The following is a 23,245-nucleotide window of genomic DNA, read 5'->3' on the forward strand; positions in this document are numbered from 1 at the left end:
TAGCTCACACCAAAAAATAAAAACTAACCTTTAACCATCAAAAAATATTTTTATGAGTTCACCTTCTATTGATATTAAACCTAAAAAACATTATGAAATTCTGGACGGACTTCGAGGAGTCGCTGCGATTTTAGTAGTGATTTTTCATATTCTGGAAGCCCATAACGGGGGCAGCCGATTTAACCAAATTATCAATCACGGTTATCTGGCGGTTGATTTCTTTTTCCTTTTATCAGGATTTGTAGTAGCTTATGCGTACGACGATCGTTGGGGGAAATTGACTCAGTGGGAGTTTTATAAACGACGCTTAATTCGTTTACAGCCCATGGTTATTATGGGAATGATCATTGGAGCGATTTTTTACTATTTTCAGGCATCCAATCTTTTTCCTTTAATTGCAGGAATGGAAGCTTGGAAAGTGATTCTAACAATGGTAATAGGGTTTACATTACTTCCAATTCCGCCATCATTAGAAATTAGAGGCTGGGGCGAAATGCATCCGCTTAATGGACCTGCATGGTCACTATTTTTCGAATATATTGCCAATATTTTATACGCTGTATTGTTTCGTAAGTTTTCGAACAAAGTATTAGCAATCTTTGTTTTTATATTCGCAGCAATGCTCGTAAATTATACAGTTTTTGGACCAAATGGAGATGTTATTGGCGGTTGGTCTCTAAACCTGCAACAAATGAATGTGGGTTTCACGCGATTATTATATCCGTTTTTTGCCGGAGTTTTACTTTCAAGATTAGGAAAACTAATCCACTTAAAAGGCGCTTTCTGGATTTGCAGTATTCTAATTGTAGTTATTTTTTCGATTCCAAGAATTGGCGATGAAAACACTTTATGGATGAATGGTTTATACGAATCAGTTGTTATTATTCTTTTCTTCCCATTAATTGTTGCTATTGGAGCAGGAGGAGAGATCAAAAATGCACTTTCGGTTAAAATATGCAAAGCTTTAGGAGATATTTCATATCCAATTTATATTATACATTATCCGCTAATTTATTGGTACACAGCTTGGGTAATCGATAATAAAGTTTCTATAAAAGACGGTTATATGATAGGAATAGGAGTTTTAGTGGCCAGTATTACAATAGCTTATTTATGTTTGAAATTTTACGATGAGCCTGTACGCAATTGGCTTCAGAATAAATTTCAAAAAAGAAAAATTTCTTAAGAGAGGGACAAAGAGGCAAAGGTTCAGAGGGACAAAGGGAAAAACTTTGCTACTATGAACCTCTGAGCCTTTGAATCTTAATAAAGATATTGAATTTCTTAATTTTGTTAGTTATAGATATTCAAAAAAGGGATGAAATTTCATGTTTTCATCCCTTTGTTTTTTTTCTGAAAAGGACAAAGGTTCAAAGCAATAAAGGTTCAAAGGGAAATTTGGTGATTTCAATCTTTATACTTTTTGTATTTATAATTTCATGTAGAAATAAATAAGTAAAAAAAGCAAACAATTGTAAAATGCCAATTTAGAACGTATAATTGTACATAAGCATAATTGTAGAGATGCACAGCAGTGCATCTACGCAAAGTATATCGACAAAGAAAAAAACAAAACTTAGAGATTCAGAGTACTTTTTTTGCCACAGCATAAAATAATTTTGAATCCGTGTAAATCAGTAAAATCCGTTTTATCTGTGGGCAATTTAATTTTAAATACATTGTGTAGACGAACAGCAGTGCGCCTCTACGATATAGATGCCGAAAAGATTGGTAAACTTTTGTATTTATAGAAACGCATCATTTTAAATTTGTATAATTGTAGAGATGCACAGCAGTGCATCTACGCAAAGTATATCGACAAAGAAGAAAAACAAAACTTAGAGATTTAGAACATTTCTTTTGCCACAGATTTTAAGATTAAAAAGATTTTGGATATAGATTCCGAAAAGATTGGTAAATATAAAAGGGATAAACAATGAAGTTTATCCCTTTTATATTTTAGTTCAATAACAAAACTTAGTACCTCAGAATCTTAGAGCCTTAGTACCTTTAAAAAATTATTCTAAAACCAATGCTCCCAAAGCTTCTTTACTAAAGCCTTTCAATTCATCAGTTTTACCTGCTTTAATTTTTGCTACCCAATTCGGGTCAGATAAAAGAGGTCTTCCTACTGCAACCAAATCAAAATCGCCTCTGTCGAAACGTCTGTTTAATTCCTCTAATGAAGTTGGTTGAGAACTTTCTCCTGCAAATGCACCAAAGAAATCACCTGAAAGACCAACAGAACCTACTGTAATAGTTGGTGCTCCGGTTACTTTTTTAGCCCAGCCTGCAAAGTTTAAGTCAGATTCTTCGAATTCAGGTTCCCAGAAACGACGTTGAGAACAGTGTAAAATATCAACTCCTGCATCAACAAGAGGTGTTAACCATGCTTCTAATTCCTGTGGATTTTTAGCCAGTTTATAATTGTAATCAGAAGGTTTAAATTGAGAAAAACGCATGATAACAGCGAAATCATTACCAACTTGTTTTCTGATTTCCTTTACCACTTCAATAGCAAAACGATTACGTTCCGGAAGTGTTTTTCCTCCGTAAATATCCTCACGTAAGTTAGTTTCGGCTCTAAAGAACTGGTCAATCAAATAACCGTGCGCTCCGTGAATTTCGATTGTATCAAAACCTAATCTTTTAGCATCGGCGGCAGCCTGACCAAAAGCAAGAATGGTATCTTCAATATCTTTTTCGGTCATAGAAACACCATTTCTAAAATCAGGACGGTTTAATCCCGACGGACCTTCAAAAGGAACCGGTGGAACCCATCCAGAGTGGTGATTGTCCATAATTCCCATATGCCAGATTTGTGGTCCCATAGCACCTCCGGCAGCGTGAACTTCGTCGATCACTTTTTTCCATCCGTTTAAAGCTAAATCCCCATGAAAATGTGGGACATTAGCATCATTAGATGATGAAGCTCTGTTGATAACAGTCCCTTCAGATAATATTAAACCAACTTCACCTTCAGCTCTTTTTTGGTAGTAAGAAGCTACTTCATCAGTTGGAACTCCGTTTGGAGAAAATGAGCGCGTCATTGGCGCCATTACGATTCTATTTTTAAGATTTAACGTTTTTAAGTTAAATGGCGAAAACAGGTTGTTTGTACTCATAGTAATTTACAAATTAGATTGAATTAAGTTACTGAGTGCTTCAAAGGCACCTTCGTTGCGTTTATAGTAAGTCCATTGTCCAACACGTTTAGATTCTATAAATCCGGCGCGTTGTAAAATAGAAAGATATTCAGAAACAGTCGATTGTGTCAGGCCAGCTTTGGCTTGTATTTGTCCAACGCAAACTCCGTGCTCAAATCCAGCATGCTGGAGCTGATCCGGAAAATTGATTTCAGGCTCTTTTAACCATTCCAGCATTTGCAATCTGGATTTGTTAGAGAGCGCTTTAAAGATTTCTATTGGTTCCATGGCGCAAATATATCGACTTTTCCCGATATACCAATTAAGGAGATAATTATTTAGCAAAAAATTAAGATGTAGAATAAGGAAGTTGTATGAAACAGTGGAGGATTTTAATAAAGAAAAATTATATTTGCTTGTGAAAAATAATCTCGCAAAGGCGCGAAGACGTGAAGAATAAAAGCTTATAATGAATAAAACTTTGCGGCTCTGCGCCTTTGCGAGATTCAAAAAAACAAGCCCCCAAATAAATAACTTAATCAAACTATGAAAAAAACTTTACTTATTTTAGGATTCTTATGTTGTGTAATAACCAGTTCAAAAGCTCAGGTAGTAGGAACCGATGTTGGAGATATTGCTCCTGAAATCGATCTTCCGGATGCAAAAGGAAATAATGTGGCACTTTCGTCTTTAAGAGGAGATTTAGTCTTAGTCGACTTTTGGGCATCATGGTGCGGACCTTGTATAAAAGAACAGCCGCAATTAATAAAACTGAACAGTACCTACGCAGGCAAGTTTTCTATTTACAGCGTTTCTATGGATACTAAAAAGCCGCTTTGGCTGGGCGCTATCGCAAGGCAAAAATTGACATGGACACAAGTAAGTGATTTGAAATATTGGCAATCTCCTGTTGTTGGCGATTATAAGCTTCAATCTGTGCCTTTAAACTTTTTAATAGATAAAAACGGAATTATTCTGGCCAAAAATATTCACGGAAAAGCTTTGGAAGAAATGGTTAAAAGTTTGTTGACTCCACAGTAAAAAACTGAAATTAATCAAAACTTTGAGTATATTGCTATTTCAAAAAAGTGATAACAATAAATGACGATATAATCATGATTCAAAAATCAGCATTACTATTCTTTATTTTGGTTGCATTTCAGTGTAATGCACAAACAATGGAGACCGTTAATAAAGCGAAAACTTCTTATCAAAAATGTGTAGATAGTGGTAGCGGAATGAAAAATTGTGCGATTGAATATTACAATCAATCGGATAGTTTGATGAACGTTGCGTACAAGAATTTAAAACTAAAGTTAAGTTCTAAAGAGCAATCACGATTAAAAAAAGAGCAACTAGACTGGATAAAGAAACGCGATCTGTATTTTGAGAAAGTATATTCTGACACCAAAAAAGAAGGTCATTTTACAGAAGGAAGCAGTGATTTTGATATGGTAGTTTTTGATGAAAAAGCAAATTACGTTTTCGCAAGAGTCAAAGAACTTATAAAAAGGAATAGTTGCTTTTAAATAAATAGCTTAAATGGAATCAAAACTCAGTCTGGCTGAATTTAGAACAAGATTACAAAGTAATACAGAAATTGGTTCTCTAAAAGCAAACTTAAGTCTCTTTAGAATATTTCCCAGATTTGGAGGTACAAAACCTTTTTACGGACTTTTTGATGAGAAAAGTTTTCGATTGACTCTAAATTCGAGAACTTCTCCCACTTATTTTATTATAAGAGGAAATTACAAGAATAGTAATAATAGGGTTAACGTAAGTTATATTGTTGAGCCCAACAGTAAATTTCAGTTAATCTGGACAAGATTTTCTCCGGTAGTCTTTTTAATAATTATTAATGTATTTTTTCTTTTTTTTGGAAGAGGTCTTAGAAGAGCCACTACAATTGTGAGTTTGTTTCTTCTTATTCTCATTTTTTATTCAAGATGGAAAGAAGAAAGAAAGAGGAAAAAGCTAGAGCGTAATTTTCTCAGGATTTTTGAGATTAAGATGTAAAAGGTTTGGATTGTCAGGTTTTCTTAGGGCCATGTTTCAAGTTGCCTGTATTCTCAATCTCTCACATTGTTACCTTTGTCAAAGTTTAAAACTTTGACAAAGGTTGGGAAAACCTGAAACCTGAAACCTTTTATTTCCTATTCGCGTTCATCGCCTGCAAGGCATCTTCCGGAGAAGACAAATATAATTTATAAAAATCAGCTGTTGCGCCAACGTGAATTTCATAGGTTTCATTTTCGAATCCTTTTTTGAGGTCTAAAGCGACTTGTTCCGGGCTTATACCATTTTCGCCGCCAATCGATTTCGAAAATTCGGTATTTACTAAGGGAGGCATCAATTCAAAAACCTTTACAAGTGGTCGTTTCTCCTGTTTTTCAAGTGAAACTCTTAGTACCTGAGAATAGGAGTGAAGCGCCGCTTTACTTACCGCATAACCCGGAAGTGTATATCCGGGAGAAAAGGCAGCAATAGACGAAACGTTTACAAAAGCGGCTTCGGGTTGTTTTTGCAACAAAGGCAGCAATTTTTCAGTCAGTCTTACAATCGAAAGATAATTGGTCAGGATTTCTTCGCTGGCTTTTTCGAATGCATTCGCATTTTCATCTGTTAACTTAAAATAATGGGCTAAACCGGCATTGTTGATCACGATATTAAGGTTCGGGAAATCTTCGTATAATTGTTTGGTCAGTTTACTCACATCGGCTTCATTGTTAATATCAGAAACGATTCCTGTTACATTTTTTAAACTCAAAACCGCTTTTTCCAGTTTTTCGGCATTTCTTCCTGTAATAATTACTTTATTATCAACAGAAAAGAGTTTTGCAATTTCGTATCCAATTCCTGATCCTCCGCCAGTAATTAGAATAGTGTTATTTGAAGTTTTCATTTTTCGTAAGAGGTGTTTTGTGAAATATAAAATGTTTTTACTTAAAATTTATTTTGAAAATGAGAACCCTAGCCCTGATAGAAGCGGTATCCTTTTGTGGCGGTGTTCGCCACAAAAGATACAAGTGGATAGCAGGAAATAGCTCCTAATTCAAATCATAATTTTCATTTGAGAATCCTATTGGAATTTGGAATTTTAAAATTGTAATTTAAATATTTATAGCCCCTTGTCCCGATGCAATCATATAGGCTTCCTTCAGGGTTTCAGAGTAGGTAGGATGCGCGTATGAAATTCTAAACATATCTTCGTCGGTCACTTCATATTCCATACCTATAACGCCTTGTGCAATGAGATCTGCGGCTCGCGGGCCAATGATGTGCATGCCTAAAAGTTCTCCGTATTTAGGATCTGAAAGTACTTTCGAGAAACCATCTTTTTCTAATGCAGCTCTTGCTCTTGCACTTGCCGAAAACGGAAATTTCCCTACACGATATTCAATCCCTTTTTCTTTCAGTTCTTCTTCGGTATAGCCTACAGAAGCAACTTCCGGCCAGGTATAAACCACTCCTGGAATTAATTTGTAATTAATGTGCGGTTTTTGTCCGTTGATGGTTTCTGCAACAAATATTCCTTCTTCCTCAGCTTTATGAGCGAGCATGGCTCCGGCAACCACATCGCCAATAGCATAAATATTTTCGGATTTGGTTTGCAGTTTTTCATTCGTTACGATTCGGCCTTTCGAATCTACTTCTACTTTGGTGTTTTCTAACCCTAAGCCTTCAGTATATGGTTTTCGTCCTACAGCAACCAGGCAATAATCGGCAGTGATTTCTTGTGTGGCGTTTGCAGTATCAAGAAAAGTAACGGTTGCATTTTTGCCATTATTTTTTGCCGATTGTACTTTATGGCTTAGTAAAATTTTGATATTTTGCTTGGTGAATATTTTTTTGAGTTCTTTTCCCAGTTCTTTATCCATTGTTGGGATCAGGCTGTCAAAATATTCGATTATAGTAACTTCAACGCCAATTCGGGCATAAATCGAAGCCATTTCTACACCAATTACGCCACCGCCAATAATGACCATTGTTTTGGGTTTGTCCGGAAGCGAAAGAGCTTCGGTAGAAGTTATGATTCGTTTTTTATCAATTTCAACTCCGGGAATTGTAGCGGGTTTAGAGCCTGTTGCAATAATGTAATGAGTGGCAGAAATAGTAGATGAAGAACCGTCTGTTGCTTTTACGCTGATTTCTTTATCATTCAAAAAAGAAGCAAATCCTTCAAAAACCTCGATCTTATTTTTCTTCATCAAAAAGTTCAGTCCGGCAATATTTTGCTCGACAACTTCAGATTTTCTTTTGATGAATTGCGGAAAGTCCAGACTTAATTTTCCTGTTATGATTCCGTGAGTAGCAAATTTGGTGGCTGCTTCATGATAATGTTCTGTACTGTCAAGAAGCGCTTTTGTGGGTATGCATCCTACATTGGTGCAAGTGCCGCCTAAGGCTTTATACTTTTCGACAATAGCCGTTTTATAACCCAATTGCGAACATCTGATGGCCGATGCGTAACCACCAGGTCCGGAACCAATAACAATGATATCAAACTTTGTTTCCATAGAATAAAAAATTAGTTATGTTTCAAAAGAACTATGCAGACTTCGCAATTACTCCTGTATTATAAGTAATTGTCAGTCTTGTTTTAAGTGTTTGAAATATAAGGAATTATATTTTATTACGGAAGGGAGTTTATCTTTTTTTGATGATTAATTTGTTGACTTAGTGGCGTTTAAAAAGCAATTCCAAATTGAAAGCCAACTGTAAAAGTCGCAGGATGATCGTTTCCAAATCGAACTGGAAAAGGAACGGCAACAAAATAGCTGCAATTTTCATTTTTTATAACCGTTTTATTAATAACGGGTGTGAAACCATATCTTCCGCCGCTTTCAAAAGCAGCTCTTCCTGCAAAAGTGTAGCCTTTTCCTAAAGCGATTAATACTCCGGGATGAAATAAAATATTAGTGACTTTATCATGACCGTCTTCGGCTTTTATATTGGGAACAATTTCAAAAGAAAATCCTATTTTAGAGCTTTTCCAGATGTTTATTCCAGTTGGGAAACCTACAGCGTAATAATCCCTGAAATTAAGGTTGGTTTGTTCATTACTAATCGTTACAATAGGATGAAGAATACCAAAATAGCCGGTAATTTTTGGATAAGTAGTTTGAGCAAATCCAGTTGATTTTGACGCAATCAGAAGTAAAATAAAAAGATGTTTCAACGAATTCATGATAGTTTGGTTTTATAAAAAACAAAACTATCACGACTTTATAATGATAAATAGAATGCTATTTACCTTTTGTATCTGGATTACTTTTTAAGGCATTTTTTCGATACGAAGACGGATTTTTACCGGTATGCAATTTGAAAATTCTGGTAAAGTGACTTTGGTCTGAAAAGCCCGTCATGTAAGCAATTTCGGTAAGTGTATAAGTCGAATTTTGAATCAGGTTTATAGCTTTTTCAATTCGTAATTTTCGAACATATTCACCAAAATTTAAATCTTCAAAATATTTCGAAAATTCACGTGATAAATAAGAAGGGTTTAGTTCTAAATCGCTGGAGATTTTCTTTAAATCAAAAGTAAACTGAGCATCTATTTGATCCTGAATAATCTCTTTTAAATCTTTGACCCACGAAGGTGTTTTTTTGTTTGACTTTTTTTCGTTTAAAAATTTGTTATAAACCTCATGAAGTAAACTTTCGAAAGGGCTATTTTGTAAATGATTTTGTTTGTAAAGATGCGTCGCCCAGCTATAAAGTGCATCGTAAAGAATCATTCCGTTTTTTAATAATTCAGAATCATCTGTAATATTATGCGAAAGTCCGGCAGAAATGGCCCAGAGCCCCGCAGATTCTTTGGCAATATCATGTTGGTCTGTATCGGCACCGCGGACAATTTTAGACATTATTAAAACAGCCGGATCTTTAATTTGATATTTTTTAATGATGTAATCAAAAGTGCATTCGTCGTTATAATGCGTAAATTCGACATCAGGAATATCAAATGGAATAGCATCTAAAGTTGCAGCTTTACTTAAAACTTCATCAAACGCAACGTAAATAAATTCGGCTTCAGGATCAACAAACTTTTTGATTAACCAGGGACTTGCTATTCTGTCAATTTTAGGTCGTTCTCTGGTAATCCATTTCATCGATATTATGTATTAAATATTATGAATCAAAATATCAATTCAATCTGTCAGAATGATCTCTGACTCCACCAAAACTATTCTTCAACAATTCTCTAACCTGAAACTGGGTTTTGTTTCGGGTGATGTTTTGCCATTCTTTAAAATCAAAAATGTGTATTGTTTTCGCATTCGGATTAGTAACAAATGAAAGCCTTGCAATCGAATATTTATAATATTTTAATTCGTGCGATATATGTCTGTTGGGCACAACAACAAGAATTGTTTCCCATTTCAGGAAATCTGTTGCTGGCGGGATATCTTCTCTTTCTGTTAAGCCAAGTGATTCAAAAAAAGCAATTATTTTTTGATCATTTAGTTTATCGATTTTTTGGTCAATGCGCTTAATAGTATTAAGAAGCGTATTTTCGTCTTTAATAACACTCATGATAATACTTTTTTTAGTTGAAATTCAAGATAAAATTACATTAAAAGAGAATAATTTAACAATGTATAGCCCGTAGAATCATTCTAAATTTTTTATCGTCTAATTTTCAGTTATACGTACGAAAGTAAATATGATCAGGTTTTGATAAAATACTATTATTTTAGCAGGCTTAAAAGCAATATTTTTATTGCTACTAGCTAACCACATTTTTATGAAAACTATTTCCTTCAAAGAAATTCTCCTGTATTTTATTGTTTTAATTTCGATTAGTTCATTCGCTCAAAACAAATCAGATCGGGAATTAATTTTAATCGATAAAGACTGGCGTTTTTCTTTAGGTCATTTGTATGATACTCAAAAGGATTTTGGTCATGCCGAAGGTTATTTTTCATACCTAACCAAAACTGGATTTGGAGATGGTCCGGCCGCCAAAGATTTTGACGACCGTGCCTGGCGAAAACTTGATCTTCCGCACGATTGGGCAGTCGAGCAGGATTTTAGCGAAAAGGCAAGTTACAGTCATGGTTTTAAAACTTCCGGAAAAGATTTTCCTGAAAAAAGTATAGGCTGGTATCGAAAAAAAATCAGTATTCCGCAAAGCGATCAGGGAAAAATTATATCCTTAAAATTTGATGGTGTTTTTAGAAATTCGAAAGTGTTTTTCAACGGTCATTTCCTTGGGACAGAAGAAAGCGGCTACAACGGTTTTGAATATGATGTTACAGCTTATGTAAATTATGGTGGCGAAAATACAATTGTCGTTCGTGCCGATGCTTCGATGGAAGAAGGCTGGTTTTATGAAGGTGCAGAAATTTACAGACATGTTTATCTGCTAAAAACAAATCCAATTCATATTGCTCGAAACGGAACTTATGTAACTTCTGAAATTCAGAATGATAATGCTGAGGTTAAGGCCGAAGTTACTATTGAAAACAAGGGAAATTTTAAAGGCAAAATTGAAATTTCACAAACAATTATCGATGCTTCGGGTAAAGAAGTAGCAACTATTACTGAAAATGCATCAGCTCCGGATTTTTATAAAACAGCAAAAATTACTTCAAAAATAAAAGTCAATAATCCTTTATTATGGGATATAGATACGCCAAACTTATATCGTTTGCTTACGCAGATAAAACAAGAAGGGAAAATTGTCGATAGTTATGAAACAACTTTCGGAATCAGAACAATCAAATTCGATCCTGAAAAAGGATTTTTCCTTAACGGAAAATCTATAAAACTAAAAGGAACCAACAATCATCAGGATCATGCCGGAATAGGAACTGCTTTGCCGGATGAATTGCAATATTACCGCATAAAAAAGCTCAAAGAAATGGGTTCGAATGCGTATCGATGCTCACACCATCCGCCAACTCCTGAATTATTGGATGCCTGCGATAAGTTAGGAATACTGGTAATTGATGAAACCCGTTTAATGGGAATAAATGATTATCATCTTAATGATTTAAAACGTTTAATCGAGCGTGATCGCAATCATCCAAGTATTTTTTGCTGGTCGGTAGGAAATGAAGAATGGAATATCGAAGGCGGAATCGTGGGCGAACGCATTACCAATATAATGCAGGGATTTGCAAAAAGTTTAGATGCGACAAGACCTGTAACAGTTGGAATCAGCAGTGGTTTTAAAAGCGGAATATCGTCTGTAGTCGAAATAATGGGCTATAATTATATGGGTAACGGAGATATTGATGCTCATAGAAATGAGTTTAAAAACCAACCCGGAATGGGAACAGAGGAAGGTTCGACTTTTGCAACTCGTGGAATTTATTTTACAGATGATGCTAAACATTATCAAAGTGCGTATGACAAAAAGCCACGCCCGACTTTTTATAGTATCGAAGAAGGCTGGAAGTTTTATGCAGCGCGTCCTTATCTGGCAGGAATGTTTATCTGGACCGGTTTTGATTATCGCGGCGAACCAACTCCTTATGGTTGGCCGTCGGTAACGTCTTATTTCGGGATGATGGATGTTTGCGGTTTCCCAAAAGACAATGTTTTTTATCTAAAATCTTGGTGGGGAACTGCGCCGGTTTTGCATATCATGCCTCACTGGAACTGGAGTGGAATGGAAGGAAAGGAAATTGATGTCTGGGTTCATTCTAATTGTGATGAAGTAGAACTTTTCCTGAATAAAAAGAGCCTCGGAAAAAAGAAAATGGAACAATACGGCCATTTAGAATGGAAAGTAAAATATACGCCCGGAACGCTGGAAGCCATTGGATACAAAAACGGCAAAAAGATATTGACCGAAATTCAGAAAACAACCGGAAATGCTGAAAACATTAAACTTTCTGTAGATAAAGAAAATCCATCAAATGCAAATGTTTCTGTGATTACAGTTGAAGTCACAGATAAAAATGGTTTACACATTCCAACAGCAAATAACGAAATTTCATTTTCGATAAAAGGTGGAAAAATCTTAGGCGTAGGAAACGGAGATCCAACATCATTAGAAAAAGATCAGTTTATTGATGATGTTACTCTTGTTCCTATTACTAATTTTGAAGAAAAAAAGCAGGCGTATGTTGATAATACCAATCAATCTGCTTTGGATGAATCGAATGCCTGGAAAGAAGCTTTTAAGGACAGAGATTATAAAAATCAGGCATCGGCATATATTTACAGAGGAAAATTTGAGCTGAAAAATAATTTGCAATCGAATAGTGTTGATTTCTTTTATAAAAAAATTGGTGTAAACGAATCTGTTTTTATAAACGGAAATTTAGTTAATGCCAATGCAGATGATCCTCAAAAATACCATCTTAACAAAGCTGTTTTAAAAGAAGGAAGCAATGTCATCACGATAAGAACTTCGCCTTTGCAAAAAGTAAAAGACTGGGATGTTATGAATACTGATCCGGGAATCATTAGAGTAATAACACCATCAGAACCGTGGAAACGTAAATTGTTTAATGGTTATGCGCAAATTATTATTCAGAAAGAAGAAGGTGGAAATGATGTTGTTTTATCGGCTTTCGCCAAAGGACTAAAGGCGGGCGTTTTGAGTGTTAATCAGAAGAAAAAAATAAAGCTCTCTTCTGAGTTGTGATCCTGAGGCGTCGGGAGAAAAGGTCTGTCAATTTCGACGCAGGAGAAATCTCCGTAGTAGTTCCGCAATGCAAATCCAATTTTTGTCGAGTTTCTAGTGTGATCTCTCCTGCGTCGAGATGACAATATTGTGTTTAAACTTTGCGTCTTAGCGCCTTTGCGAGATTAATTTTATTTTCTAAAAAGCTTAACTTAATGACATTGCCCAAAGTTTCGGGATCGGGACTATGTGAAGAAACGAGTTTCTTTTCATTCCCTTTTTTTAACTATAAAATCTATGTTTCTATGTGTTTAAATAAAAATTTCAATGATCTGAAATAATCATATTCGTTTTTGGTTTCTTCGATTTGTTCATTACAAATAAAAGAAGCGGTAATGTCACAACAAAAAACAATCCGACAAGAAAAAAAGCGTCCCGATAACTTAATAAAGAAGATTGTTTCAATACAATATTTTCCATCAATTTAAGAGCTTTCAATTTTGCTTCATTATAAGCAAAACCTTTGCTCTGAAAATATTTTGTATAAGCATTTAATCGATCCATCGCCTGAATATTGTATTGATTGACATTCGATACCAATTCATTTCGATGTGCTGAAAATCGGTGTGCAACATAGGTATTGATAATAGAAACCCCAAAAGAACCACCCAATTGTCGCATCATATTATTAAGCGCCGCTCCCTGACCAACATCTTTATCATCCAGAGAAGAAACGGCCAGCATTGTAAGCGGAACTGTTAATAAAGCCATGCCCAAAGCACGAAAAATAAGAGAAGTGGCAACATCAGAAGCGCTGGTGTTTAAGGTCATTCCGGACATTCGCCAATTAAAATAAATGAATAACAAAAATCCTGTTGCGATTATGATCACGGGAGAAACTCCTTTTTGCAATAATGTTCCGCAAGTTTTGAGGGCGAGCAAAGCAAATAATGCTCCGGGAAGTAAAAGCAATCCGGTTTGATAAGGAGAGAAACTCAAAAGGCGTTGCGCCACAACCGGCGTAATATAAATAGAAATAAACATTCCGAATCCGGTTACAAAAGTCAGAATGGCAGCAATACTCAAAGATTTACTTTTTAATACCCGAAGATTTACAACGGGTTTATCTATCGATAATTCCCAATAAATAAAAAACAGTAAGGTGCTGAAAGCGATAACAGTTAAGACAATAATATATCGTGTTTCGAACCAATCTTCGACTTCACCTCTTTCCAGAACGGTTTGTAAAGCGCCAACCCCAATGGCTAATAAAGCAATTCCTGTCCAATCAACTTTTGTAATTTCGGGCTTAACGGAAGGTTCTCGTAACAGGAAATAACAAGAAATCATAACCAAAATTCCGATTGGAACATTAATTAAAAAAATCCAGGGCCAATCGTAATTTTCGGTGATATAACCACCAAGTGTCGGTCCAATTGTTGGTCCAATAAATATTCCTGCACCAAACAAAGCTCCTGCGGTTGATTGTTTGTCTTTTGGGAAAAGTTCGAAAACCACCACCTGAGAAATAGAGAGTAAAGCACCTCCGCCAATTCCCTGAAAAAACCTGAAAAAGACCAGCATCCAAATGTTAGAAGAATGTCCGCACATAAACGAACAAAACGTAAACAAAATAACAGAACCAATATAATAATTGCGTCGGCCTAAATTGGCGCTCAAAAAGCTTGTAATAGGTATAATAATCACGTTTGCAATGGCGTAAGCTGTAATAACCCACGAAGTATCTTCGAGTGTTGCACCAAGATTTCCGCTCATGTGAGAAAGTGCAACGTTTACGATCGAGATATCAATCAGTTCCATAATAGCAGCCAGAATGACTGTAAAAATGAGCAGTTTTCGGTGTAATGGAGTCATAAAATTATTTTATACCGATTGGTATATTTTTAATTAAAAAAAATGTTCAATTTATTGATATTAGTCTGCAATGCGCAAAATATTAAACACATAAAAACATAGGATTTATAGATAGAAAGATGGTAAAAAGAAACACGTTTCTTTCACATAGTCCCGATGTATTGGGATGAATTGATGTAAAGTGGAACGCCTTTTTTAAGTTTGTAAATCCTATGTTTTTATGTGTTTAAAAATTACAGCCACTGATTAAAAAGATAAAAAAAAACTGCTTAATCTGAAAAATCTGAGAGAAAAAACATTTACAATTCTTTCTTAACAATATTAGTTTTAAGAAGATTAGAAGTTGCTCTTGCAATTAATCGGGTTTGATCTTTGTTCCAGATTTCGCATTGTGCGTTTACAATTTGTTTTCCTTTTCTAATAATAGCTGTTTTTGCCAGAATCGTATCGCCAACAAAAGCAGGAGCAAAGTAGTCTACAACAAGATTTATAGTCGTATAAAAAGTTTCTTCATCAAGAGAAAACATCGTCGCGCCAATGCAATCATCGGCAATGGCAGCGGTTACGCCTCCGTGTAAACTCTTCACCGGATTCGACATTTCTTCACGAACCGTATATTTAAAGGTAACTGAGCCTTGCTCTGCAGCGACCACTATGGGTTTCATCCAAAGCATAAAAGGCGATGGCGACGCTATAAATTCTCTGTCGATATGATTTTGCAATACTTGTAATCTCGTTAATTTTTCCATTAGGTTTTAGTTTATATTTAATACTGATCGGTATATTTTTATTCAAAAAAAAGTAATTTCGGTTATTACTTTTATTCTAAGTCGTTTATAATTTTATTTAGCGAAAGCATGATGTCAGATAAATTCGAAAGATTTCCTGTAATTTTGGTAATCATTACAGCCCCTTCAATAATGGCAATGATAGTCAAGGCAGTTTTTTCAGGATCAATATTTTTGGCTTTAAATTCTCCTGCGAGGATTCCCTGTTCGATAAAGTAGACTAGTTTATCTTTCCAGGCAAGAATGGTGTTTTCGACTTTTTTTCTCAAAACAGGATGTGTGTCGTCAGCTTCTGTTGCGGTATTAATAATAGGACAACCGCCTTTTGTAACTCTTAACTCGTAATAATCAGAATACAATCTCGGGTATACCAATAATTTGTCTTTATAAGTAGTTTGCTTTTCAATTTCCCTTGCAAAAGTATCCTGAAGTTTTTTTACATTAAATTTAAAAGCAGCAATTGCGACTTCATCTTTATTTTCGAAATTACCGTAGATACTTCCTTTTGTAAGTCCGGTCGCTTCGGTAATATCACTCATAGAAGTACCGCTGTATCCTTTCATATTAAAAAGTGGTGCAGTTTTCTCGATAATAAATTGCTTGGTTTTTTCGGCTTTACTCATGATTGGTAAAATTTAAATGCAAATATATACCGATTGGTATAATTTTGCAATTTTTTAGTTGTTTATTTTGTTTCAGGTTTTCTCTGTATTGTATTGAAACTTAAAGCAGATTATTTTTTACCACAGAGTGACACAAAGTTTTTCACAAAGATTCACAGAGAATGAGAATAAAAAGAATAGCCACAGATTAAAAAAGATTTCGAAAATCTGTGCTAATCTTTTTAATCTGTGGCTAAAAAAACTTTGCGAAACTTTGCGAAAAACTTTGTGCAGCTCTGTGGTTATTTTTTTTTATTCTCATTTCAAACCTGAAACCAGAAACAAAATAAAACCTGAAACTATTTTTTTTATTTGATTTTCATAACTTTGCAAAATGAATAATCAGACAGAAACTCAGAATTGCGATTTTACTTCAGAATTAAAGCTGAAAGGTTTTAAAGTATATCAGATAAATGGAGATCAAAGTAAAATACCAGTCTACAGCCGCAGGGATTTTTATAAAATTTGCATTAATACCAGTAAAAGCATTATACAATATGCTGACCGCGGAATAGAAACCGACGGAACAATTCTGTTTTTTGGTAATCCGATTATTCCATATTCATGGGAAACTATTTCTGAAGGTTATGAAGGATATGCCTGCGTTTTTACAGAAGAATTTTTAAAGGTAAAAGACCGTTCAGAAACGCTTCACGAATCTCCTTTATTTAAAATAGGAGGAACGCCAATTTTTTCTTTAAATGCTGAACAGAAGTTGTTTATCGATTCGTTGTTTGAGAAAATGATTAAAGAATATGAAACCGATTATGTTTTTAAAGACGATTTAATGCGCAGCTATGTCAACCTGATTATTCATGAATCGATGAAAATGCAGCCTACAGAAAATTTCTTTAAACATAAAAATGCTTCTTCGAGAATTACTTCATTATTTTTAGAATTATTAGAAAGACAATTTCCTATAGAAACAAAAAATGAACCTTTGGCATTAAAAACACCTCAGGATTATGCACAAAGTTTAGCCGTACACGTAAATCACCTGAATCGTTCTGTAAAAGAAGTAACGGGAAAACCAACAACGGCACATATTACCGAAAGAATTATTGGCGAAGCCAAAGCATTACTGCAACACACAGATTGGAGTATATCAGACATTGGATATTCCTTAGGATTTGAATATCCGAGTTATTTTAATAATTACTTTAAAAGACTTACAGGAACGATCCCAAAATCGCTGCGATCGTAAATTGTTTCATATTCTTAATTTTTTGTTTGAATATTGTTATTTCTGATTATCGTTGCTAAAGTACTTTTGCCCTGAAATAATTAGTATTAACCTCTATCGGTTTTTCGCTGACTAAATATAACTTCTACAAAGCGCATTCTAGCTTTCTAATTTAGTTTCCAGCACTGATATACAAAACAAAATAATTATGAAAGAACCAGAAAATCAATTAAATGAAACTATTTTTCCACAAGGAGATCTGGCTTCAGCGGATTATTTTACAGGAAAAGCATGGGTGAAAATGTTGGTTCCAAATGATCCGGTTTTAAATACTGCCGTTGGTAATGTAGTTTTCGAAGCAGGTGCGAGAAACAATTGGCATACACATCCCAGCGGGCAAATTCTAATTGTAACACAAGGAACAGGATATTATCAGGAAGAAGGAAAACCAATTCAGTTACTTCAGGCAGGCGATGTTGTAAACATTCAACCCGAATTAAAACATTGGCACGGAGCTTCTCCGGATAGTGAATTTACCCATATCGCAATTAGTACCAATACCGAAAAAGGTATTGTAGACTGGCTTGAACCAGTAACCGACGAACAATACAATAGCTTTAAATAAATTAAGTAAAAGTGTTGTTTGGCGAGATCTAACGATTAATTAACGGTTTTTGTTAGCTCTTATTTAAATAAAATCAATCTCAAAAAATCTATTTTATGTCAACACTTTATACTTCCGCTATTGAAGAGGGAAAAATCCCGAATACTTTCATGACTGGTAATGTTTCTTATAAAAAACAAACCAGCAATATTCATCCGGATAATACGATGATTAAAGAAATCTCTTTTGAACCGGGATCAAGATGCAAATGGCATATTAATGCAAGTTTGCAATTATTTATCGCAACAGACGGAATTGGCTATTTTCAGGAAAAAGGTTCTGCCATTCGTTTGCTTCATAAAGATGAGGTAGTTACCATTTTACCGGGCGTAGAACATTGGTATGGTGCAACACCTTTTAGTAAATTTTCGCACATTAGCATTATCACAGAAATCGACAAAGGAAAAGGAATCTGGTTAGAAAGCGTAACCGATGAAGAATATTTTAGTTTTGGAAAATAAACTAAGTTTCTGAGTTGCTAAGGCTCTAAGTTACTAAGTAAAAAACGGAGAATCTTTAGAACATATTTTAAAAGAAAATTTTGCGACTTTGCGCGAAATAATATTTTTTCATGCAGATTTTAAAAGATTTTTAGCTGATATTATTTCAGTCAAATTTGCTTAAATCCTCTTAAACCTACGTGAAACTATACCAACTCTAAAGCAAAAAAAACTTAGAACCTTAGCAACTTAGTATCTCAGTACCTTAAAAAATAAAAAACAAAAAAAATGGAAACAAAAAACATAAAAGCCTTTGGTACAGAAGCTGCCGAAGCACCTTTACAAACATTAGACATTCAGCGTAGAGCGGTATTAGCGCATGACGTAGAAATCGAAATTTTATATTGCGGAATCTGCCATTCCGATTTACACTCGGCGAGAAACGAGTGGCACGGAACGATTTACCCAATAGTTCCGGGACATGAAATTGTGGGTCGTATAACAAAAGTGGGCGATCACGTAAAAGGTTTTAAAGTTGGAGATTTGGCCGGAGTAGGATGTATGGTCGATTCATGTAGAGAATGTGAACATTGTAAAGACGGATTAGAGCAATTTTGTGATCCCGGAAATACATTAACATTCAATTCTCCTGATGTTCATTTGGGCGGACAAACTTTTGGAGGATATTCTCAAAGCATCGTAGTCGATGAAAATTATGTATTGCATGTTTCAGACAAATTAGATCTTGCCGGAGTTGCTCCTTTATTATGTGCCGGAATCACGACTTATTCTCCATTAAAACACTGGAAAGTGGGCCCTGGACAAAAAGTTGGGATCGTTGGGATCGGTGGTTTAGGACATATGGGAATTAAACTTGCAAAAGCAATGGGCGCTCATGTCGTTGTTTTTACCACCTCATTATCTAAAACCGAAGATGCAAAACGTTTAGGTGCAGATGAAGTTGTTTTATCTACAGATCCGGAACAAATGGCGAAACATGCAAAATCACTTAACTTTATTTTAGATTGCGTATCGGCGGAACATAATATAGATTCTTATTTGAATTTACTAAAAGTAGACGGAACTCTTACATTAGTTGGTGCTCCAATGGAACCACTTCCGGTAACATCATTTAGTCTTTTATTAGGCAGAAGAAGTTTTGCAGGTTCAAACATTGGCGGAATTGCCGAAACTCAGGAAATGCTTGACTTCTGTGCAGAACATAACATTACGGCAGACATCGAAATTATTGGTGTTGATGAAGTAAACGATGCTTACGAAAGATTATTAAAAGGGGATATTAAATACCGTTTTGTAATTGATATGGCTTCGTTGAAGTAACTAAGTAACTAAGGTTCTGAGATTCTAAGTTTAAACTTTTTGCCTTTGCTGCTCAATTTCATTAATTTAAGCTTAAAAAAATAATCTCGCAAAGGCGCTAAGACGCAAAGTTTAAAGACAATATTGGTTATAATAAATATCTTAAAAGGTCTGGCTTTTATAAAGTCAGACCTTTTTTTATTCTTTTAAAAACTTATGCTATTTAATTATTAATTTTGAAATTGAACAACTAAACACTTTTTCTCTTGCAAAAAAAATCAATTCCTGTTTTATCCGTTGGCAATATACTTGGAGAAGAAACTTTGGGTATTACCTTATTTCGCCATAGCGTAAAAGGAAGAAATGAATTCGAGCAGCCACATAAGCATGACTTTTATCTGGTATTTTTTGTTGAGAATGGTTCCGGGTTTCACAATGTCGATTTTACTCAATATACAGTAAACGATTATCAGGTTTATTTTATCAGGCCGGGGCAGGTACACAACTGGTCGCTTGATGTAGATACTTCGGGGTTTCAGCTGATGCTTTCTGCCGATGTGATTAGTATTTTTTCGAATTTAGGGAAATTTCCGTTTTTTGAGCAAAGTGTTCCTTCTTGTCTTTCTTTAAACAAAAAAGAATTTGAGGAATTTAAAAATCATTTACATCAAATAGAATTACTATTGTCTGATAACGATACACTTACCAAAGAAATAGTTTTACTGCGTTTGCATTTACTGCTCAAATTATTGCAAAAAGAATATTTGAATCAGTTTCCTGAACACGATTCATCGACCAAACCTGAGAAAATAATAAAAGGGTTTACTATTTTAATTGATGATTATTTCAGTAAAGAACCTTCGGTGAATTTTTATGCCGATAAATTAAATATTACCTCTAATTATCTCAACATCCTCTCGCAGAAATATTTAAAGGTTCCGGCAAGTGATGTGATAAGACAAAGAACCATTCTTGAAGCTAAACGTTTGCTAACCAGTACCGATTTGTCTATTAAAGAAATTGGTTACCAACTTGGTTTTAATGACAATACTTATTTTACCAAAGTCTTTAAAAAATATGCAGGAAAAACTCCGGGAGATTTTAAAAAATTATAATTTTTACCATCTTTCTCCGTAATATTACCGTTATCATTTTAAGTTTATAACGATTTTTGCAATGTAATAATACTGTTGATTATTAGAGTGTTATTGTGAAATCGTATAACAAACTCAAAGAAGATAAAATATAATTTATGGAAGATCATAAAATAAGCCGAAAAAAATTCTTAGGATTGGGAGCCGCAGCAACCGGAGCCGCTTTGTTTTCAGGAATTGGAGGAAATGTCGTTGCGCAGGTTTTACCCGAAGAAAACAAAACAGCTTTAAACGAATATCTTTTAATTAATGTACGATTAGAAGATGGTTTTGAATACAACGATAAAAATGAAGTAATTGCTACCAAAACAGCACTTTATACTATTCATATTGCTAATGGTAAAATAAAAAGCATCACGACAGGAAAGTCGGCTTTGAAGTTGAAAACAATTGATGCCAAAGGACTTTTGATGCTTCCGGGATTACGCGATATGCACATTCATATTGATAAAACGTACTACGGCAGCGGAATCTGGAATGCAGCGCCCAGAAAAGGATATACGGTAAAAGATATGATTACGCTGGAACAAAAGTTGATTCCGCAATTATTACCGGATTCTCAGCATAAAGCCGAAGAAGCGATTAAACTAATGCAAAGTCAGGGAAGTTATTTTGCGCGTTGCCAATGTAATATCGATCCTGTAAGCGGACTAAAAAGTCTGGAACATTTGCAGACAGCTTTAGATAAAAATAAAGAGAATTTTGGTTCTGAAATTGTAGCGTTTCCGCAACACGGAATTTTATATTCAAAATGTGAACCTTTATTAAGAGAAGCGGCTTCGATGGGAATTGATTTCATAGGCGGACTTGACCCAACAAATGTCGATGGCAATATGGAGAAATCGCTTGATGTAATGTTTCAAATTGCAATTGATAATAATAAAGGTGTCGACATACACTTGCATGAATCGATACCATCTGGAAAAGCTGCGATTGAATACATGATTAAAAAAACCGAAGAAAACAAACAGCTACAAGGAAAAACCTATATAAGTCACGGTTTCGCGCTTGCGAAAATGGATCCAAAAGATCTGGAGAAAATTGCCGAGCAAATGGGTAATCTGGGAATAGGAGTAGTGTCAGGAATTCCGATTGGGAAAACGATAATGCCAATTCCAACTTTAAAAAAATACGGCGTAAAACTAATGACCGGAACCGATAGTATTGTCGATCACTGGCAGCCTTTCGGGACTTGCGATATGATGGAAAAAGCAAAATTATGTGTTCAGCTTTACGGCTGGACAGACGAGTATAATTTAAGCAGAGCCTTACACATCGCAACAAAAGATGAAATATTACCGCTTAACGATTCAGGAACAAGAGTTTGGCCAGCAGTCGATAACGAAGCCAATTTTATCTTAGTAAAAGCAAGCTGTTCCGCCGAAGCCGTAGCGCGTTTGCCAAAAAGAGAAGGAGTTTTTTATAAAGGAAAAAAGATAGCTGGGGATCTTTCTTAAGGTTCTGTTCTAAGTCGGTAAGATTCTAAGGTTCTTAGGTTCTAAGTTTTTAACCTCTAATATTTCAACGATTAAATCATTCTTACGAAGTTATATAAGCAGTTCCGAAGGAACGTAAAATATTGCACAAGATGGATTTTTAATCCATCTTGTGCAGTCAAATAATTTAGATCATATAAAAAAGATGCACGGCAGTGCGTCTCTACAAAACCTTAGAACCTTAAAAAGAAAAACTTAGAACCTCAGAACCTTAGAATCTCAGTACCTTAAAAAAAAAAAGAAAACCCCTCAAGCAATTCAACTCTTGAGGGGTTTTTGAAAATAAATAATAACCAATTAAATTTATTTCTTTTTGTCTAAGTCTTGTTTTAGCAATTTCGCATGCTCCAAATGAGCAGTAAGCGGTGCTATATTATTTGATGCCCAAAGCTTAACATCTTCATCTTTTGCATCTTTAGTTGCTTTTTGCAACTTATCGATCGCTTTTTCGTGTCCGTCGATCATCATATCAGCGAACTTTTTATCAAAATCAAGACCTGATTTTTCATTCAGTTTTTTATATTCCTCCTGACCATCTTCGGTAAGCGAAGTAGGTAAGGTGAAGTTTTTAGCTTTAGCCAAAGCACTTACTTCAGAAGCCGATTTGGTATGCTCATCAACAAGCATTTTTCCAAATTTTTTAACCTCAGGATTGGTACTTTTAGTTTGAGCCAGTTTTCCGATTTCGATTTCAGCAAGATTCACTTCTGCTATATCTACTAAAAATTCCGAATCATCTTTTTTATCATCAATTGAGTCAAATTTGGCTTCGTTACTATCTTCAGCAACTTCTTTTGGATCTTCTTGTTTTGTTTCGTTTTTACAAGAATTCAGGGAAACGATTAATAATCCTGCTCCTAAAATTACTTTTCCGGCTAATAGTATTTTTTTCATGATTTATAAGTTTAAATGTTATAATGTAAAATTATTAAGA

22 protein-coding genes are annotated in these 23,245 nt (G+C 34.8%); 11 read left to right on the plus strand and 11 right to left on the minus strand.

The annotated features are described in order from the left end of the window. Positions 1-52 precede the first annotated feature (52 nt). Positions 53-1,186, plus strand: a complete 1,134-nt coding sequence (locus LNP81_RS15920; RefSeq protein WP_230037478.1) for an acyltransferase family protein — start codon at positions 53-55, stop codon at positions 1,184-1,186. 832 nt (positions 1,187-2,018) lie between these two features. Here the strand turns inward: LNP81_RS15920 and LNP81_RS15925 are convergent. After that, complete coding sequence (locus LNP81_RS15925) at positions 2,019-3,125, minus strand: NADH:flavin oxidoreductase (protein ID WP_230037481.1); 1,107 nt, start codon at positions 3,123-3,125, stop codon at positions 2,019-2,021. A 6-nt stretch (positions 3,126-3,131) separates the two neighbouring features. Beyond that, entirely contained in the window at positions 3,132-3,434 is a 303-nt protein-coding gene (locus LNP81_RS15930) for an ArsR/SmtB family transcription factor (protein WP_055097872.1), read from the minus strand. 258 nt (positions 3,435-3,692) lie between these two features. Between LNP81_RS15930 and LNP81_RS15935 the strand changes: the two genes are divergently transcribed. The 3 genes from LNP81_RS15935 to LNP81_RS15945 are packed head-to-tail and all read left to right on the plus strand — an operon-like array spanning position 3,693 to position 5,162. After that, positions 3,693-4,187: a TlpA family protein disulfide reductase gene (locus LNP81_RS15935; protein WP_230037483.1), complete on the plus strand. Its 495-nt coding sequence runs from the start codon at positions 3,693-3,695 to the stop codon at positions 4,185-4,187. A gap of 47 nt (positions 4,188-4,234) precedes the next feature. Then, positions 4,235-4,675 (plus strand): lysozyme inhibitor LprI family protein, encoded by a 441-nt coding sequence (locus LNP81_RS15940; protein ID WP_230037485.1) that lies wholly within the window; start codon positions 4,235-4,237, stop codon positions 4,673-4,675. A 13-nt stretch (positions 4,676-4,688) separates the two neighbouring features. Beyond that, positions 4,689-5,162, plus strand: coding sequence for a hypothetical protein (locus LNP81_RS15945; protein ID WP_230037487.1), 474 nt, complete (start codon positions 4,689-4,691; stop codon positions 5,160-5,162). Positions 5,163-5,292: 130 nt separating this feature from the next. Here the strand turns inward: LNP81_RS15945 and LNP81_RS15950 are convergent, their stop codons facing one another. From LNP81_RS15950 to LNP81_RS15970, 5 genes are all read right to left on the minus strand, one after another. Continuing rightward, positions 5,293-6,048: an SDR family oxidoreductase gene (locus LNP81_RS15950; protein ID WP_230037489.1), complete on the minus strand. Its 756-nt coding sequence runs from the start codon at positions 6,046-6,048 to the stop codon at positions 5,293-5,295. 208 nt (positions 6,049-6,256) lie between these two features. Further along, positions 6,257-7,663 carry a dihydrolipoyl dehydrogenase gene (lpdA, locus tag LNP81_RS15955; protein WP_230037491.1) on the minus strand — a complete coding sequence of 469 codons (1,407 nt, stop codon included), beginning with the start codon at positions 7,661-7,663 and terminating at the stop codon, positions 6,257-6,259. A 170-nt stretch (positions 7,664-7,833) separates the two neighbouring features. After that, positions 7,834-8,334, minus strand: coding sequence for a hypothetical protein (locus LNP81_RS15960; RefSeq protein ID WP_230037494.1), 501 nt, complete (start codon positions 8,332-8,334; stop codon positions 7,834-7,836). A 58-nt stretch (positions 8,335-8,392) separates the two neighbouring features. Then, positions 8,393-9,259 (minus strand): chromate resistance protein ChrB domain-containing protein, encoded by an 867-nt coding sequence (locus LNP81_RS15965; RefSeq protein ID WP_230037496.1) that lies wholly within the window; start codon positions 9,257-9,259, stop codon positions 8,393-8,395. A 34-nt stretch (positions 9,260-9,293) separates the two neighbouring features. Continuing rightward, the gene (locus tag LNP81_RS15970) at positions 9,294-9,683 is read right to left on the minus strand and encodes a hypothetical protein (RefSeq protein ID WP_230037498.1); all 390 of its coding nucleotides are present in this window, start codon (positions 9,681-9,683) and stop codon (positions 9,294-9,296) included. A gap of 211 nt (positions 9,684-9,894) precedes the next feature. On the opposite strand from LNP81_RS15970, the gene galA reads away from it, so the two are divergent. Continuing rightward, positions 9,895-12,750, plus strand: coding sequence for a beta-galactosidase GalA (gene galA / locus LNP81_RS15975; protein ID WP_230037500.1), 2,856 nt, complete (start codon positions 9,895-9,897; stop codon positions 12,748-12,750). 303 nt (positions 12,751-13,053) lie between these two features. Here the strand turns inward: galA and LNP81_RS15980 are convergent, their stop codons facing one another. From LNP81_RS15980 to LNP81_RS15990, 3 genes are all read right to left on the minus strand, one after another. Next, entirely contained in the window at positions 13,054-14,604 is a 1,551-nt protein-coding gene (locus LNP81_RS15980; RefSeq protein WP_230037502.1) for a DHA2 family efflux MFS transporter permease subunit, read from the minus strand. A 299-nt stretch (positions 14,605-14,903) separates the two neighbouring features. Continuing rightward, on the minus strand, positions 14,904-15,353 hold the full coding sequence (locus LNP81_RS15985; protein WP_230037504.1) for a PaaI family thioesterase: 450 nt from the start codon (positions 15,351-15,353) through the stop codon (positions 14,904-14,906). 71 nt (positions 15,354-15,424) lie between these two features. Continuing rightward, positions 15,425-16,015 carry a TetR/AcrR family transcriptional regulator gene (locus tag LNP81_RS15990; protein WP_230037516.1) on the minus strand — a complete coding sequence of 197 codons (591 nt, stop codon included), beginning with the start codon at positions 16,013-16,015 and terminating at the stop codon, positions 15,425-15,427. Between the two features lie 373 nt (positions 16,016-16,388). Between LNP81_RS15990 and LNP81_RS15995 the strand changes: the two genes are divergently transcribed. The 6 genes from LNP81_RS15995 to LNP81_RS16020 all read left to right on the plus strand — a co-directional run bounded on the left by LNP81_RS15995 (position 16,389) and on the right by LNP81_RS16020 (position 22,272). Next, positions 16,389-17,258, plus strand: a complete 870-nt coding sequence (locus tag LNP81_RS15995; protein WP_072964073.1) for a helix-turn-helix domain-containing protein — start codon at positions 16,389-16,391, stop codon at positions 17,256-17,258. Between the two features lie 187 nt (positions 17,259-17,445). After that, positions 17,446-17,862, plus strand: coding sequence for a (R)-mandelonitrile lyase (locus LNP81_RS16000; RefSeq protein ID WP_230037517.1), 417 nt, complete (start codon positions 17,446-17,448; stop codon positions 17,860-17,862). A gap of 95 nt (positions 17,863-17,957) precedes the next feature. After that, positions 17,958-18,362, plus strand: a complete 405-nt coding sequence (locus LNP81_RS16005) for a cupin domain-containing protein (protein ID WP_230037518.1) — start codon at positions 17,958-17,960, stop codon at positions 18,360-18,362. 267 nt (positions 18,363-18,629) lie between these two features. Then, positions 18,630-19,682, plus strand: a complete 1,053-nt coding sequence (locus tag LNP81_RS16010; RefSeq protein ID WP_230037519.1) for an NAD(P)-dependent alcohol dehydrogenase — start codon at positions 18,630-18,632, stop codon at positions 19,680-19,682. Positions 19,683-19,927: 245 nt separating this feature from the next. Then, complete coding sequence (locus LNP81_RS16015) at positions 19,928-20,776, plus strand: AraC family transcriptional regulator (RefSeq protein WP_230037520.1); 849 nt, start codon at positions 19,928-19,930, stop codon at positions 20,774-20,776. A 137-nt stretch (positions 20,777-20,913) separates the two neighbouring features. Next, entirely contained in the window at positions 20,914-22,272 is a 1,359-nt protein-coding gene (locus LNP81_RS16020) for an amidohydrolase (RefSeq protein ID WP_230037521.1), read from the plus strand. A 342-nt stretch (positions 22,273-22,614) separates the two neighbouring features. Here the strand turns inward: LNP81_RS16020 and LNP81_RS16025 are convergent, their stop codons facing one another. After that, positions 22,615-23,205 (minus strand): DUF4142 domain-containing protein, encoded by a 591-nt coding sequence (locus LNP81_RS16025; RefSeq protein ID WP_230037522.1) that lies wholly within the window; start codon positions 23,203-23,205, stop codon positions 22,615-22,617. Positions 23,206-23,245 lie beyond the last annotated feature (40 nt).

The sequence above is a fragment of the Flavobacterium piscisymbiosum genome, assembly GCF_020905295.1.
GTDB classification, from domain to species: domain Bacteria; phylum Bacteroidota; class Bacteroidia; order Flavobacteriales; family Flavobacteriaceae; genus Flavobacterium; species Flavobacterium piscisymbiosum.